Source organism: Anaeromyxobacter dehalogenans 2CP-1 (assembly GCF_000022145.1).
GTDB classification, from domain to species: Bacteria; Myxococcota; Myxococcia; order Myxococcales; family Anaeromyxobacteraceae; genus Anaeromyxobacter; species Anaeromyxobacter dehalogenans.
In genome coordinates, this window is record NC_011891.1 from 2,086,142 (window position 1) to 2,101,686 (window position 15,545).

A 15,545-nucleotide genomic window follows, 5' to 3' on the forward strand; every position below is an offset into this window, starting at 1 on the left:
TCTCGGTCAACGTCCCTGGATGACGCCCAGCGCGCGGCCGACCTTCTCGAACGCCGCCACGGCGTGGTCGAGGTCCTCGCGCGAGTGCGCCGCGCTCATCTGCGTGCGGATGCGGGCCTGCCCCTTCGGCACCACCGGGAAGAAGAAGCCGGTGACGTAGACGCCCTCGTCGAGCAGCCGGCGGGCCATCTCCTGCGCCAGCGGCGCCTCGTGGAGCATCACCGGGATGATGGGGTGCTCGCCCGGCAGCAGCTCGAAGCCGAGCCGGGTCAGCTCGGCGCGGAAGTGGCGGGCGTTCTCGCGGAGCTGCCGCCGCAGGGCGTCGCCGGACTCCAGCAGGTCGAGCACCGCGATGCTGGTGGCGGCGATCACCGGCGCGAGCGTGTTCGAGAACAGGTAGGGGCGCGCCTTCTGGCGGAGCCACTCCACCACCTCGCGCGAGCCGGCCACGTAGCCGCCCGACGCGCCGCCCAGCGCCTTCCCGAGCGTCCCGGTGACGAGGTCGACCCGGCCCATCACCCGGTGGTGCTCGTGGGTGCCGCGGCCGTGCTCGCCGATGAAGCCCACCGCGTGGCTGTCGTCCACCATCACCATCGCGCCGTGCCGCCCGGCCAGGTCGCAGATGGCGGGCAGGTTGGCGAGGTACCCGTCCATGGAGAAGACGCCGTCGGTGACCACCAGCTTGAAGCGCGCGCCGGCCGCGTCGGCGGCGGCGAGCTGCGCGGCGAGGTCGGCCATGTCGCCGTTCGCGTAGCGGTGGCGCCGGGCCTTGCAGAGCCGGATGCCGTCGATGATGGAGGCGTGGTTGAGCGCGTCGGAGACGACCGCGTCCTCCTCGCCGAGCAGCGCCTCGAACACGCCGCCGTTCGCGTCGAAGCAGGACGAGAACAGGATGGCGTCCTCGAAGCCCAGGAAGCGCGCCAGCCGCTGCTCCAGCTCCTTGTGGACGTCCTGGGTGCCGCAGATGAACCGCACCGAGGACATCCCGAAGCCCCAGCGAGGCAGCGCCGCCACCGCGGCGTCCACTAGCTCCTGCCGTCCGGCCAGGCCGAGGTAGTTGTTCGCGCACAGGTTCACCACCCGGCGGCCGTCGGCCTCGACCCAGGGGCCCTGGCGGCTGGTGATGACGCGCTCGCGCTTGAACAGCCCCTCCGCCTGGAGGCGGTCGAGCTGGGTGCGCAGGTGGTCGGTGAAGGCTGGGTTCATGGGGGCGCGTCCTCGGGTGCGGGGCGCCCCCTTTCTAACCCGCCGTGCGCGGGTGCGCCGCCCGTCCGGAGGGGGACGCCGCGCCGCGTCGCAGGCCGTGCGGGCGCCGCGGGCCGGGCGCGGGGCGTGGCGCCCCGCCGCCCGGCGACGCAACGTCGAGCGGACGGCGCCCCCTCGCGCCGCCGGTATCGACGGCGCGCCTCTCCGCGCCGTGGATGGGCAGGTCCGATGTCCCCGTCGCTCGCCGCGCTCCTCCTCTCGCTGGCGGCCGTCGCGCCGCCGCCGGCCGAACCGCCGTCCTCCGCCGCGCCGGGCGGTCCTCCCGTGGCCCAGCCCGCCGCGCCGGCGCCCGCGCCGCCCACGCTGCGCGAGGCGAACCTGGCCCGGGCCGGAAAGGGCCTGCTGCCGCGCAGGGCGCCCCCGCGGCGCGCGCCGCGCCGGTTGCAGGTGGTGTCCGCGCGCGACCAGGTCGCCCGCGCGCAGCAGGTCGGCGGCCGCGCGGCGGTCGAGCTCGTGGCGGTGGCCGCGGCGGAGCCCGAGCTCGAGGCCGCGCCCCGCGCCGGCGGCGCGGCCTGGATCGCGGGGAGCGTCATCCGCGGCCTGGCCGGCGGCGGCGGCGGGCGCGGCGGCGAGCCCGGGGCGCGGGTGGAGGCGGAGCCCGGCGGGCTGCGCGCCGGGGCGCGGGTCGCCTCGGTGGAGGTGACGGTGCGCGTGCGCGCCGGCGCGCTGGCGCTCGCGGCCGGCTCGCCGGGGGCGGCCGTCCGGCCCCTCCGTTAGACTCGGGGGATGGCGCGATCCCCGGGACCGGCGGCGGTGCCGTTCCACCCCGCGGTGCGGGCCTGGTTCGAGCGCGCCTTCCAGGCGCCGACCCGCGCGCAGGCGCTCGGCTGGCCGCCCATCCACCGGGGCGAGCGCACGCTCCTGCTCGCGCCCACCGGCAGCGGCAAGACGCTGGCCGCGTTCCTCTCCTGCATCGACCGGCTCATGTTCTCGCCCGAGCCGGCGCGCCGGGAGCGGCTGCGCGTCGTGTACGTGTCGCCGCTGAAGGCGCTCGCGGTGGACGTGGAGCGCAACCTGCGCGCGCCGCTCGCCGGCATCGCGCAGGTGGCCGCCGCGCGCGGCGACGCGCACCGGATCCCCACCGTGGCGGTGCGCACCGGCGACACGCCCGCGTCGGAGCGGGCCCGCTTCGCGCGCGATCCGGCCGACATCCTCATCACCACCCCGGAGTCGCTCTACCTCCTGCTGACGCAGGCGGCGCGCGAGGGGCTGCGCACCGTCGAGACGGTGATCGTGGACGAGATCCACGCGCTCGTCCCCTCGAAGCGCGGCGCGCACCTGGCGCTGTCGCTGGAGCGGCTCGAGCAGCTCGCCGGGCGGCCGCTGCAGCGCATCGGGCTCTCGGCCACGCAGCGCCCGCTCGACGAGGTGGCGCGCTTCCTGGGCGGCGCCGTCCCCGCCGCGCCCGCGGCGGCCGGCGAGGCCGAGGGCGCGCTGGGCGAGCTGCGCGACCGGGCCGCCCGCCCGGCCTGGCGCCCGGTGACGGTGGTCGACGCCGGATCGCGCAAGCCCCTCGAGCTCACGGTGGAGGTGCCGGTCGAGGACATGGCGCGGCTCGGCGAGCCGCTCGACCTGCCCGGCGGCGACGCCTCGCAGGCGCCGCCGCGCGCCTCGATCTGGACCGCCATCCACCCGCGGCTGCTCGAGCTGGTGAAGGCGCACCGCACCACCTTGCTGTTCGTGAACAGCCGGCGGGTGGCCGAGCGGCTCGCGGGCGCGCTGAACGAGCTGGCCGGCGAGACGCTGGTGCAGGCGCACCACGGCTCCATCGCCCGCCCGCAGCGCATCGCCATCGAGGACAACCTCAAGGCCGGCCGGGTGCGCGGCCTGGTGGCCACCTCCTCGCTCGAGCTGGGCATCGACATGGGCTCGGTGGACCTGGTGGTCCAGATCGAGGCGCCGCCCTCGGTCGCGAGCGGCCTGCAGCGCATCGGGCGCGCCGGCCACCAGGTGGGCGCGCCCAGCGCCGGGGTGCTGTTCCCGAAGTACCGCGGCGACCTGGTGGCGTGCGCCGCGCTGACCGAGGCCATGCAGGAGGGGGACGTCGAGGCGACCCGCTACCTGCGAAACCCGCTCGACGTCCTGGCGCAGCAGATCGTGGCCATGGTCTCGCTCGACGACTGGCGGGTGGACGACCTCCACGCCGCGCTGCGCGGCGCCGCGCCGTTCGCCGAGCTGCCGCGCGGGATCCTGGAGGGCGTGCTCGACCTGCTCTCCGGCCGCTACCCGTCGGAGGAGCTGGCCGAGCTGCGCCCCCGCGTCACCTGGGACCGGGTGCGCGGCGTGCTCCGCGCGCGCGAGGGCGCGCGGCGGGTGGCGGTGGTGAGCGGCGGGACCATCCCCGACCGCGGGCTCTACGGCGTGTACCTGCTGGGCGGCGCCAAGGGCCAGGCGCGGGTGGGCGAGCTGGACGAGGAGATGGTCTTCGAGACCGCCGTGGGCGAGACGTTCACCCTGGGTGCCTCCACCTGGCGCGTCGAGGAGATCACGCACGACCGCGTGCTGGTGTCGCCGGCGCCGGGCGAGCCCGGCAAGATGCCGTTCTGGCACGGCGACGCGGCCGCGCGGCCGGTGGAGCTGGGGCGGCGCATCGGGCGGCTGGTGCGGGAGCTGCGCGGCGTGCCGCGCGCGGCGGCGCTGGAGCGGCTGCGGGCCCGCCACGGCCTCGACGCGCGCGCGGCGGAGAACCTGGTCCGCTACCTGGAGGACCAGCAGCAGGCGGCCGGGGCGGTGCCGGACGACCGGACCGTGCTGGTGGAGCGCTGCCGCGACGAGCTGGGCGACTGGCGCGTGTGCGTGCTCGCGCCGTTCGGCAGCGCGGTGCTCGTGCCGTGGTGCATGGCGGCGGCCCGGCGCGCCCGCGATCGGCTCGGCGCCGACCCGGAGACGCTCTGGACCAACGACGGCTTCGCGCTGCGGCTCCCCGAGACCGACCAGCCGCCCGAGGTGGACTTCCTGTTCCCGGAGCCGGAGGAGGTCGAGGCGCTGGTGGTGGAGCAGCTCGGGGCCACCGCGCTGTTCGCCGCCCGCTTCCGCGAGGCCTCCGCGCGCGCGCTGCTCCTGCCGCGCCGCCGCCCCGGTCAGCGGACCCCGCTGTGGCAGCAGCGCAAGCGCGCCGCCGACCTGCTCGCGGTGGCGTCCCGCTTCGCGCAGTTCCCGCTGCTCCTCGAGGCGTACCGCGAGTGCCTGCGCGACGTGTTCGACATCCCGGCGCTGGTGGAGCTGATGCGCGACCTGAAGGCGGGGAGGGTGCGCCAGGCGGTCGCCGACACGCGGGTGCCCTCGCCGTTCGCCGGGTCGCTCCTGTTCGGCTTCGTGGCGAGCTTCATCTACGACGGCGACGCGCCGCTGGCGGAGCGCCGCGCGCAGGCGCTCGCCATCGACCAGGCGCAGCTCCGCGAGCTGCTGGGCGAGGCGGAGCTGCGCGAGCTGCTCGACGCGGACGCGCTCGCCGACCTGGAGGCGCGGCTGCAGCTCCTGCCGCCCGAGCTGCGGGTGCGCAGCGCCGACGGCCTCGCGGACATGCTGCTCCGCCTCGGCGATCTCACCCGGGCCGAGGTGGGGCGCCGCGCGGCCAGCCCGGAGGTCGCGGCGAGCCTCGACCGGCTGGTGGCGGAGCGGCGCGCGGTGGCGCTCCGCGTCGGCGGCGAGGAGCGGTTCGTGGCGGTGGAGGACGCGGCCCGCTACCGCGACGGCCTCGGGGTCCCGCTGCCGCCCGGCGTGCCCGAGGCGCTGCTCGCCCCGGTGCCGGACGCGCTGGACGGGCTGGTGGCGCGGTACGCGCGGCGCCACGCGCCGTTCACCGCGGGCGAGCTGGCGGCGCGGCTCGGCCTGGCCCGGGCCGCGGCGGAGCGGGTGCTGGAGCGGCTCGGGCGCGCGGGCCGGCTGCTGGAGGGCGCGTTCCGGCCGCACGGGGCGGAGCGCGAGTGGTGCGACCCGGACGTGCTCCGGACGCTGCGGCGCCGCTCGCTGGCGAAGCTCCGCGAGGAGATCGAGCCGGTCGAGCCGCGCGTGCTCGGTCGGACGCTGCTCGGCTGGCACGGGATCACCCGGCGGACCGCGGGGCTCGACGCGGTGCTGGACGCGGTCGAGAAGCTCCAGGGCGCGCCGCTCCCCGCGTCGCTGCTGGAGAGCGAGATCCTGCCGGCGCGGGTGGAGGGCTACCTGCCCGGCGATCTCGACGCGCTCGCGGCGGGCGGCGAGGTCACCTGGGTGGGCCTCGAGCCGCTGGGCGAGCGCGACGGGCGGGTGGCGCTGTTCCTCGCCGACGCGCTGCCCGCGCTGCTCCCGCCGGCGCGCCCCGCCGAGCCGCCGGAGGACGCGCGCGAGCGGCGCGTCCTCGAGCACCTGGCGCGCCGCGGGGCCTGCTTCTTCCCGGAGCTGCACGAGGCGGCGGGCGGCGGCTTCGCGCAGCAGACGGTGGACGCGATCTGGGCGCTGGTGTGGCGCGGCCTGGTGACGAACGACACGTTCCAGGTGCTCCGGGCCCGCGCCGCGCGGGCCGCGCCGCGGCGCGATCGCGAGCGGGCCCGCCGCACCGCCCGGCGCGCGTCGGCGGCCGGGTACCGCTCGCGGCTCTCCGCGCCGCCCGGCGCGGGCGGGCGCTGGACGCTGGTGGAGGCGCGCCGCGACGCCGGCGGCCGTCCCCGGCCCACCCCGACGCAGTGGAGCGCGGCGGTGGCGCAGCAGCTCCTCGCCCGCTACGGCGTGGTCACCCGCGGCGTGGCCGCCGCCGAGGCGCTGCCGGGCGGCTTCGGCGCGGTCTACGACGTGCTCCGCCACCTGGAGGAGTCCGGGCGCATCCGCCGCGGGTACTTCGTGGCCGGGGTGGGCGCGATGCAGTTCGCGCAGCCGGGCGCGCTCGACCTCCTGCGCGCGTCGCGCGAGCCGGGCGAGGCGCCGGAGGTGGTGACGCTGGCGGCGGCCGATCCGGCCAACGCCTGGGGCGCGCTGGTGGAGTGGCCGCCGGTGCCGGGCGCGCCGGACGGCAAGCGCCCGGCGCGCGCGGTCGGCGCCCAGGTGGTGCTGGTGGACGGCGCGCCCGGCGCCTGGGTCGCCCGCGGGCTGCGCCAGATGCTGGCGTGGCTGCCCGAGGACGAGCCGGACCGCTCGCGGGTGGGCGAGGCGGTGGCGGCCGCGCTCGCGGGGCTGGCCCGCGACGCGCTCGCGCGCGGGGAGGGCGCCTTGCTCGAGGAGGTGAACGGGGCCGCCGCGGCGGAGCACCCGCTGGCCGGCTTCCTGGTGCAGGCCGGGTTCTCGCCGGCGGGGACCGCGCTGCAGCTCCCGCGCCGCGCCGCCGGCGCGCTCACGCTCCCGTCCGGCGCCGGGCTGGCCTGATGCCGGAGGGCGACACGCTGGCCCGGGCCGCGCGCGCCCTGCACCGCGCGCTCGCCGGCAAGCCGGTGGTCCGCTTCGAGACCGTGCTGCCCCGGCTGGCACGCGTGGCCGCCGACGCGCCGGTGGTCGGCCGGACCGTGGAGCGGGCCGAGGCCGTCGGCAAGCACCTGCTCCTCCACCTCTCCGGCGGCCTGGTGCTCCGCACGCACTTGCGCATGAACGGGAGCTGGCACCTGTACCGGCCCGGCGCCCCCTGGCGGCGCCCGGCCTCGGCGATGCGCGTGCTGCTGGAGGTGCCGGACGCGGTGGCGGTGGCGTTCGATCTCCCGGTCGCGGAGTGGCTCCGCGCGGCGGACCTGGGGCGCCACCGGGCCCTGTCACGCCTCGGGCCCGACCTGCTCTCCCCCGCGTTCGACGCGGCCGAGGCGGAGCGGCGGCTGCGGGCGCGCGGGGGGCTCGCGGTGGCGGACGCGCTGGTGGACCAGGCGGCGCTCGCCGGCGCCGGGAACGAGCTCAAGTCGGAGATCCTGTTCGTGGCCGGGGTGAGCCCGTTCCGGCGGGTCGAGGACCTCGACGACGGCGAGCTCCGGGCGGTGATCGCGACGGCGCGGCGGCTGATCGGCGAGAACGTGCCGCCGCCCGGGCCGGGTGGGGTGGAGACCTGGCGCGGCGGACGGCGCACCACCCGCCGCATGAACCCGCGGGAGCGGACCTGGGTGTACGGCCGGGGCGGGCGCCCGTGCCGCCGGTGCGGCGCGCCCATCGCGTTCGCGCGCCAGGGCCCGCACGCCCAGGGCACCTGGTGGTGTCCGCGGTGCCAGCCGGGGCCGGCGTAGCGCGGTCAGGCGGTGGGGGGCGGGCTGGTGGTGGCGGCGCCGGCCCGGTGCGTCGCGGCGGCCTCGGGCGCGCGCGACAGCGTCACGGTGAAGGTCGAGCCGGCGCCGGGCGTGCTCTCGACGCGGACGGTCCCGCCCAGCACCTCGACGATCTCCCGCACGATCCACAGCCCCAGTCCGAACCCGCCGTAGTGGCGGCGCGACACCGCGCGCTCGAACCGCTCGAAGATGCGCCGCTGGTCGGCGGCGGAGATGCCGATGCCGTGGTCGCGGACCGAGAGCAGCGCCCGGTCTCCGTCGGTCCGCACGCGCACCTCGACCGGGCGGCCCGGCCCGTACTTCACCGCGTTCCCGAGCAGGTTGGTGAGCACCTGGTCGAGCCGCACCCGGTCCCAGCGCCCCACCACCGGCTCGGGCGCCTCCAGCGAGAGCGGGCACGCCGCCCGCGAGGCCTCCTCCTCGAACCGCGCCACCACGTCGCGCGCCACCTCGGCGAGGTCCACCGGCTCGAGCTCCAGCTCCAGCCGGCCCGCGTTGATGCGCGAGAGGTCGAGCAGGCTCGCCACCAGCCGGGTGAGCCGGTCCACGCTGCGCCGGATCACCTCGGACTTGCGCACGAGCGCGTCCGCGTCGCCGCGCCCGGCGCTGGCGCGCAGGCTGTCGGACTGGAGCGCGAGCGAGGTGAGCGGGGTCTTCAGCTCGTGCGAGGCGATGGAGAGGAACTCGTCGCGGACGCGCACCGCGTCCTGGGCGCGCCAGGTGAGCCGCGCGGTGTCGACCGCGGCGGCGAGCAGCCGGGCCAGGTCCTCGGCGAGCGCGCGGTCGTGGGCGTCGAACGGGCCGTGCGCGGAGAGCAGGGTCACGGCGCCGACCGGCTCGCCCCGGACCACCAGCGGCACGCTGAGCAGCGCCTCCACCCGCTCCTCGCGCAGCCGCGCCGCGACCGCCGGCGAGCGCGCGAAGTGGGGCAGGCGGTCCGGCGCGTGGTCCACCTCGTGCGGCTGGCCGGTGGACAGGGCGGCCGCGATCCCGGTGCGCCCCTCCGGATCCAGCCCGGCGGCGGCGGCCGCGGCCAGCCAGCCCTCGGCCCGCGCCGGCTCGCGGTGGCCGGCGAACCACAGCGGCCCGGTGGGCTCGACCACGCAGCCCACGCACGCGTCCGCCACCCGCTCGGCGGCGAGCCGGGCCACCTCCGGCAGCGTGCGCCGGTAGTCGAGGTCCGAGGCCAGCCGCTGGCTGGCGGCGGCGAGGAACGCGGTGCGGCGCGCGTCCTGCTCGGCGCGGCCGCGCGCCATCACCTCGGACCGGGTGATCCAGAACAGCAGCACCGTGAGCGCCGCGCCCACCCCCAGCACCAGGCCCGGGAGCGCGCGGTCGGTGAGCGAGACGAACGCGGCGGTGGCGGTGTGGCGCACGGTCCAGGTGCGGCCGGCCACCTCCAGGCGCTGCGCGGTCGTGAGCGCGCCGCCCCGGGCGGCGGTCCCGTCGTCGTACAGCAGGGCATCGGTCGTCTCCGCCTCGCCGTCGTACACCGCCAGCCCGATGGTGCGCGCCGGCGCGTCGTCGAGCGTGGAGCGCAGCAGGTCGGTGGCGCGGAACGGCGCGTACACCCACCCGCGCAGCAGCTCGCGCCGCTCCTGCAGCGAGCGCGGCGCCCGAGCGTACACCGGCAGGTAGACGAGGAACCCGGCCTGGCGCTCGCTGCCGGCCTCCTGCACCAGCTCCACCGGCCCGGACGCGGCCACGTCGCCGCTGTCGCGCGCCCGCTCCATCGCCGCGCGCCGGACCGGCTCGGAGAACATGTCGAAGCCGATCGCCCGGCGGTTGCGCCAGTCCAGCGGCTCGAGGAAGACGATGCTGGAGTAGAGCGCGCGCTCGCCCTCCGGCCAGACGCGGTAGCCGGGGTCCCACTGCGCCCGCACCGCGGCCACGTGCGCCTCCAGGTCGCGGGGCAGGAGCGCCCGGCTCCAGCCGAGGCCCTGGATGCCGCGGTAGTAGCGGGTGAGCTCCGTGCTCTGGACGTAGGCGCGGAAGCCGATCCGGTCCGGCTCGCCGCCGGTCGCCTCGACGAAGCCGCGCGTGGCGCGCAGCATCGCCACGTACGCGTTCATCCGGTCGCGGATCGCGTCGGTGCCGGCGGTGGCGCGCTCGCGAAAGCGCGCCGCCTCCTGGGCCTGGACCGCGGCGCGGACGTACTGCCACGACGCGAGCGCGGCGGCGAGGCTGATGGCGGCCACCGCCGCGGGCACCGCGTGCGTGCGGAGGACGACGACGGGCGGGCGGCGGCGGTTGGGCATGGGCGTCTGGCCGGGCCCGCGGCCCCGCCTCGTCAAAGTATGCCCGTTGTGCGGGCCGGGCAGGGAGGCATCGCGCGGGCGCCCCCGGGCGCGCGTCGGCCCCCGCGCACCGATTGCGCCGGGACGGCCGCAGGGGAATCCCGGCGCGTAATTTTCGTCCGGGCCCCGGGCGCGCGACCAAATGCACGTGCGCAATTGATCCCGATCAACCCGGTACCGGACCCGAGAAGTCCAGGGGTTCTCCCGCTCCCCCGGAACAGGTATTCCCTACTTCATGGACCTTTGAACTCGACTTGGGCCTAAATTCGCTCGCCGTGACGCGTACTTGCATCAATGTGGACCGATCGGTACAGTGCGCCCGCGTCGAGGCCCGGCCTACGCTCGAGGAGGCAGTCGATCGGGTGGCCCGGGCGGTGCACACGCCGCGACCCGCGGAGCAGCCGCCATCCGGATTGGCAACGAGAGGGAAGCACCACAATGACCCTGAGCAGAAGAAATTGGTTGAAGATTGCAGCCGGGGGCACGGCCGGGCTGGCGCTCGCCGACCTGGGCTTCGGCCCGGGTGAGGCGCGGGCCGCCACCGGCGCCCTGAAGCTGAAGGGCACCAAGGAGTTCACCACCGCCTGCAACTTCTGCTCGTGCGGCTGCGGCATGGTCGCCCACGTCAAGGACGGGCAGCTGGTCAACCTCGAGGGCGATCCGGACCACGCCATCAACTTCGGCGCGCTCTGCACCAAGGGCGCGGCCATGAAGGCCACGCACGACTCGCCGCAGCGGGTGAAGGTCCCGATGTACCGCGCGCCGGGCTCCGACCGCTGGGAGGAGCTCTCCTGGGAGCAGGCGTACGAGAAGCTCGCCCGGAAGCTCAAGGAGGTCCGCGACGCGAGCTGGACCGCCACCGAGCAGGACGGCGACACCGAGTACCCGGTCAACCGGACCGACGCGATCGCGCTCATGGGCGGCGCCCAGAACACGAACGAGGAGTGCTACCTCTTCAACAAGATGGGCCGTCTCCTCGGGACGAGCTACGTCGAGCACCAGGCCAGGCTTTGACACAGCCCCACCGTCCCCAGTCTGGGGGCATCGTTCGGCCGTGGCGCGATGACGAATGGTTGGGCTGACCTGCAGAACGCCAAGGTCTTCCTGATCGAGGGATCCAACGCCGCCGAGAACCACGTGATGGCGATGAAGTGGATCCGCAAGGCGCAGGAGAAGGGCGCCAAGATCATCCACGTCGATCCGCGCTTCAACCGCACCTCCTCGGTCGCCGACGTGTTCGCGCGCATCCGTCCGGGCTCGGACATCGCGTTCCTGTCGGCCGTCATCAACCACGTGCTGCAGAAGCGCCTCTACGACGAGGCGTACGTGAAGCTGCACACGAACGCGCTGCTCGTCTCGAAGGACGAGTTCGGCTTCGACGAGGGCGTGTTCTCGGGCTACGACCACGAGAAGCACAAGTACGACAACGCCTCGTGGGGCTACGAGCTCGACGCCGCGCGCAAGCCGGTCAAGGCGAAGGACCTCGACGACCCGCGCTGCGTGTTCTCGAAGCTGAAGCGGCACTTCGCGCGCTACACGCCGGAGGTGGCGGAGCAGATCTCGGGCGTGCCGGCGAAGCAGGTGGTCGAGATCGCGGAGCTGTACGCGAACAACCGCCCCGGCACGATCCTGTACGCGCTCGGGATGACCCAGCACACGGTGGGCATCCAGAACATCCGCTGCTACGGCATCCTGCAGATGCTGCTCGGCAACATCGGCGTGGCGGGCGGCGGCGTGAACGCGCTGCGCGGCGAGCCGAACGTGCAGGGCGCCTGCGACATGTCCGTGCTGCACGGCTACATGTTCGGCTACCTGAACTACCCCGAGCACGTCCACAGGACGTTCAAGGACTGGACGAAGGCCAACGGCAGCTTCCGCGCGAAGATGACCGCGAACGGCCTGAAGGCGTGGTTCGGCGAGAACGCCACCCCCGAGAACGAGTTCGGCTGGGCCTGGCTGCCGAAGAAGAGCGCCAAGAAGGACTACTCGCTGTACGGCATCCTCGACGCCGCCTACGCCGGGCAGGTGAAGGTGCTGTGGGCCCTCGGGCAGAACCCGATGGTCACGAACCCGAACCTCTCCTACGTGCACGACGCGCTGTCGAAGCTCGACATGCTGGTGGTGCAGGAGCTGTGGGAGACCGAGACCGCCGCGTTCTGGCAGCGCCCGGGCACCGACCCGAAGGCGATCCAGACCGAGGTGCTGCTGCTGCCGGCCGCGTACTTCATGGAGAAGGAGGGCACCATCACCGGCTCGGGCCGCATGGTGCAGTGGCGCCACGAGGCGGTGAAGCCGCCCGGGCAGGCCAAGACCGACCTCGAGATCATCGACGCGGTCTACCGCAAGGTCCGCGACCTGTACGCCGGGTCGGCGGATCCCAAGGACGCGCCGCTCGCCAAGGCGGCCTGGGACTACCGTGCCGAGAGCCGCGCCGAGGACGTGCTGAAGGAGATCAACGGCCGCGTGCACCGCGACGTGACGCTCCCCGACGGCAAGGTGCTGAAGGCGGGTGACTTCGTGGGCGGCATCGGCCAGCTGCAGGCCGACGGCTCCACCTCGTCGGGCGTCTGGCTGTACGCGGGCGTCTTCGCCGGCGGGAAGAACCTGTCGAAGCGTCGCGACAGCTCGGACAAGTCCGGCATCGGCTTCTACAAGGACTTCGCCTGGTCGTGGCCGGGCAACATGAAGATCCTCTACAACCGCGCCTCCTGCGACGCGAACGGCAAGCCCTGGCCCGGGACCATCCCGATCATCGCCTGGGACGAGACCGAGAAGAAGTGGAAGGGCAAGGACACGCCGGACGTGCCGGACGCCACCAAGGGCCCGGACACGCCGGAGGGCCAGCGCGCGTTCCGCATGAACGCCGAGGGCCTGGGGCGGCTCATGGCCGCGCCGTACAAGTCCTTCAAGGAGGCGAAGGACGAGCTGCCGATCGACAGCTCCTACGTGCCGAAGGACGGTCCTTTCCCCGAGCACTACGAGCCGGTCGAGAGCCCGGTCGCGAACGTCATGCACCCGAAGGTGCAGACGAACCCGTGCCTCAAGTACCCGCGGGTCAAGGCCAAGCAGCCCATCGGCGCGTCGAAGGACTTCCCGTACGTGCTCATGACCTCGTCCATCGCGGAGCACTGGTGCGCCGGGTCCACCACGCGCAACGTGCCGTGGCTGAACGAGCTGTTCCCGGAGCCGGTGATCGAGCTGCCGGAGAAGCTGGCCGCGAAGCTCGCGATCCGGTCGGGCGACAAGGTGAAGGTGACCTCGGCGCGCGGGAACGTGACGGTGAAGGCCGTCGTCACCAAGCGCATGCAGGTCATGACGATCGCCGGCCAGGAGGTGCCGGTGGTGTGGATGCCCTACAACTGGGGGTTCAAGGGCCTCAGCACCGGTCCGAGCACCAACTACCTGACCATCGACGCGGTGGACCCGGGAGCCGGCACCCAGGAGACGAAGGCGTGCCTCGTCGACGTCGCTCGCGTGGAGGAGGCCGTCGCCTCGCGGTAGGGGCGGCGCGCTGAAAGGACACGACGATGAGCAAGGCCACGTTGATCGACACGACGTACTGCATCGGGTGCCGCTCCTGCCAGAGCACCTGCAAGCAATGGAACGACCTCCCCGCCGAGCAGACCGTCCTGCTCGGCGGTGACAAGGGGCTCCAGAACCCCAACACGCTGACCTCCAGCACGTTCGCGGTGGTCACGTTCGACGAGGTGGAGGACGCGAGCGCGCCGGGCGGGCTCCGGTACGTCTCCACCAAGCGCCAGTGCATGCACTGCGAGGAGCCGGCCTGCGCGGCCGCCTGCCCGGTGACGGCGCTGCACAAGACCGAGTCGGGCGCGGTCGCCTACGACGCCTCGAAGTGCATCGGCTGCCGCTACTGCATGTGGGCCTGCCCGTTCGGCGTGCCCACCGCGGAGTGGGACTCGCTCGCGCCGAAGATCCAGAAGTGCGACATGTGCGTGGGCCGCCAGACGGCGGCCGTGCCCGTGGAGCGCAACGGCGTCGCGCTCACCGCCGAGGAGCGCACCCACCTCGCCGCGGCGTACGCGATCCCCGCCTGCGTGAAGCAGTGCCCGGCCGGCGCGCTGAAGTACGGCGACCGGGACGAGCTGCTGAAGGAGGCGCACGCGCGCATCGCCGCCAGCCCGTCCAAGTACGTGGACCACGTCTACGGCGAGCACGAGGTGGGCGGGACCAACATGCTGTACCTGTCGCCGGTCCCGTTCGAGAAGCTCGGGTTCCCCATGGACCTCGGCACCGATCCGCTCCCGCGCCGCAGCGCGGTGGCGCTCGGGGCGGTCCCGCCCGCGGTCATCGGGGTGGGCGCGGCGCTCGGCGGCGTGTACGCGCTGTCGAAGCGCAAGCAGGAGGTGAAGGCGAAGGAGGGGAAGGCGCACGAGCACCACCCCGAGTTCGCCCCGGTGAAGCAGCCGTTCTGGACCACCGCGAACAAGCTGCTCGCGGCGGTGATGGCCTGGGGCGCGATCTCCTTCGTGGCCCGGTTCGCCCTCGGCCTGGGCGGCTCCACCAACCTGAGCGACACCTACGCCTGGGGCCTCTGGATCGTCTTCGACCTGGTGTGGATCGCGGTCGCGGCCGGCGCGTTCGCCACCGCGGGCCTCATCTACGTGCTCCAGCGGAAGGACCTGTACTCCATCGGACGGTCCGCCGTACTGATGGGCCTGCTGTCCTACTCCTTCGTCACGGTGACGCTGCTCGCCGACCTCGGCCTGCCGTGGCACTTCTGGCGCCTCGGCACCGAGGCCCCGCACCACTCGGCCATGTTCGAGGTCTCCTGGTGCGTCGGCCTGTACGTGACGGTCCTCGCGTTCGAGTTCATGCCGGTGCCGTTCGAGCGCTGGGGCATGAAGAAGGCGATGGACGCCTGGAAGCGCTGGTCGCCCTGGTACGTGGTGGGCGCGGTGACGCTGTTCGTCTACCTGATGTCCCGCAACGTGCTGATCGCCGCCGGCGCGGCGGCGGTGTTCTCGGTCCTGGCGTACGCGTTCCGCACGCGCCCGGGCGAGAAGCCGGTGCCCATCCTGCTCGCCATCGCGGCGGTGACGCTGTCCACCATGCACCAGAGCTCGCTGGGCTCGCTGTTCCTGCTCATGCCCGACAAGCTCGACCACGCCTGGTGGTCGCCGGTCATGCCGGTCTACTTCTTCCTCTCGTCCGTCGCGGCTGGTCTGGGCCTGATGGTGCTGGTGGAGCTGTGGATCGCGAAGGCGTTCAAGCGGCAGGTCCGCGTGGCGCAGCTCGCCGCGCTGGGCAAGGTGGCGTTCTGGGCCCTCGCGGTGTACGAGGCGTTCCGCCTGGGCGACCTGGCCGTCCGCGGCCAGCTCGGGCACGCGTTCACCGGCCCGAAGGCCGGCCTGTTCCTGGTCGAGGTGCTGCTGGGCGGCCTGCTCCCGCTCGTGCTCCTCGGCGCGGCGAAGCTCCGTGAGCGCCCGGCTGTCCTGGGCCTGGCGTCGGCCCTCGCGACCGGCGGCATCGTGCTGAACCGCATGAGCGTGGTGGTGTTCGCGATGAACCTGAAGGGCGCCATGCCCCAGGACTCGGCGCAGCCGTACCTGCCGAGCGCGGTCGAGTGGGGCGTCTCGCTCGGCCTCATCGCGGCGACCATCTTCCTGTTCGGCCTCGCCGTCCGTCACATGCCGGTGCTGCCGAAGGAGGAGCCCGCCCAGGCGGCGAACGAGCCGAACGCAGAGCAGGCCAGCGCGTAACGCGCCAGCGCGTACGCGACCCCGAAGCTCCCGGTGCCGGTTCCCGG

At 74.7% G+C, this 15,545-nt stretch carries 7 protein-coding genes; 5 read left to right on the forward strand and 2 right to left on the reverse strand.

Going from position 1 to position 15,545, the window contains the following annotated elements; genetic code table 11:
• Positions 1-6 precede the first annotated feature (6 nt).
• The gene (locus A2CP1_RS09350; RefSeq protein ID WP_012633124.1) at positions 7-1,206 is read right to left on the reverse strand and encodes a glycine C-acetyltransferase; all 1,200 of its coding nucleotides are present in this window, start codon (positions 1,204-1,206) and stop codon (positions 7-9) included.
• A 228-nt stretch (positions 1,207-1,434) separates the two neighbouring features.
• On the opposite strand from A2CP1_RS09350, the gene A2CP1_RS09355 reads away from it, so the two are divergent.
• Genes A2CP1_RS09355 through A2CP1_RS09365 form a run of 3 tightly spaced genes read left to right on the forward strand, consistent with a single transcriptional unit; the run spans position 1,435 to position 7,439 of the window.
• Positions 1,435-1,983 (forward strand): hypothetical protein, encoded by a 549-nt coding sequence (locus A2CP1_RS09355; protein ID WP_012633125.1) that lies wholly within the window; start codon positions 1,435-1,437, stop codon positions 1,981-1,983.
• A gap of 9 nt (positions 1,984-1,992) precedes the next feature.
• Positions 1,993-6,603, forward strand: a complete 4,611-nt coding sequence (locus A2CP1_RS09360) for an Lhr family helicase (RefSeq protein WP_012633126.1) — start codon at positions 1,993-1,995, stop codon at positions 6,601-6,603.
• Entirely contained in the window at positions 6,603-7,439 is an 837-nt protein-coding gene (locus A2CP1_RS09365) for a DNA-formamidopyrimidine glycosylase family protein (RefSeq protein ID WP_012633127.1), read from the forward strand. Before A2CP1_RS09360 ends, A2CP1_RS09365 begins: the two co-directional genes overlap by 1 nt.
• A 5-nt stretch (positions 7,440-7,444) precedes the next feature.
• Here the strand turns inward: A2CP1_RS09365 and A2CP1_RS09370 are convergent, their stop codons facing one another.
• Positions 7,445-9,736 (reverse strand): CHASE domain-containing sensor histidine kinase, encoded by a 2,292-nt coding sequence (locus A2CP1_RS09370; RefSeq protein WP_012633128.1) that lies wholly within the window; start codon positions 9,734-9,736, stop codon positions 7,445-7,447.
• Positions 9,737-10,213: 477 nt separating this feature from the next.
• Here A2CP1_RS09370 and fdnG point away from each other — a divergent pair, with 477 nt between their 5' ends.
• Positions 10,214-13,276 carry a formate dehydrogenase-N subunit alpha gene (gene fdnG / locus A2CP1_RS09380; RefSeq protein ID WP_012633129.1) on the forward strand — a complete coding sequence of 1,021 codons (3,063 nt, stop codon included), beginning with the start codon at positions 10,214-10,216 and terminating at the stop codon, positions 13,274-13,276.
• A gap of 26 nt (positions 13,277-13,302) precedes the next feature.
• Positions 13,303-15,498: a 4Fe-4S dicluster domain-containing protein gene (locus A2CP1_RS09385; RefSeq protein ID WP_012633130.1), complete on the forward strand. Its 2,196-nt coding sequence runs from the start codon at positions 13,303-13,305 to the stop codon at positions 15,496-15,498.
• Positions 15,499-15,545: the final 47 nt, after the last annotated feature.

Coding starts and splice junctions, on each gene's coding strand:
- A2CP1_RS09365 (WP_012633127.1), top strand. CDS start 6,603: ATGCCGGAGGGCGACACGCTGGCCCGGGCCGCGCGCGCCCTGCACCGC.
- A2CP1_RS09350 (WP_012633124.1), bottom strand. CDS start 1,206: ATGAACCCAGCCTTCACCGACCACCTGCGCACCCAGCTCGACCGCCTC.
- A2CP1_RS09370 (WP_012633128.1), bottom strand. CDS start 9,736: ATGCCCAACCGCCGCCGCCCGCCCGTCGTCGTCCTCCGCACGCACGCG.
- A2CP1_RS09360 (WP_012633126.1), top strand. CDS start 1,993: ATGGCGCGATCCCCGGGACCGGCGGCGGTGCCGTTCCACCCCGCGGTG.
- A2CP1_RS09385 (WP_012633130.1), top strand. CDS start 13,303: ATGAGCAAGGCCACGTTGATCGACACGACGTACTGCATCGGGTGCCGC.
- A2CP1_RS09355 (WP_012633125.1), top strand. CDS start 1,435: ATGTCCCCGTCGCTCGCCGCGCTCCTCCTCTCGCTGGCGGCCGTCGCG.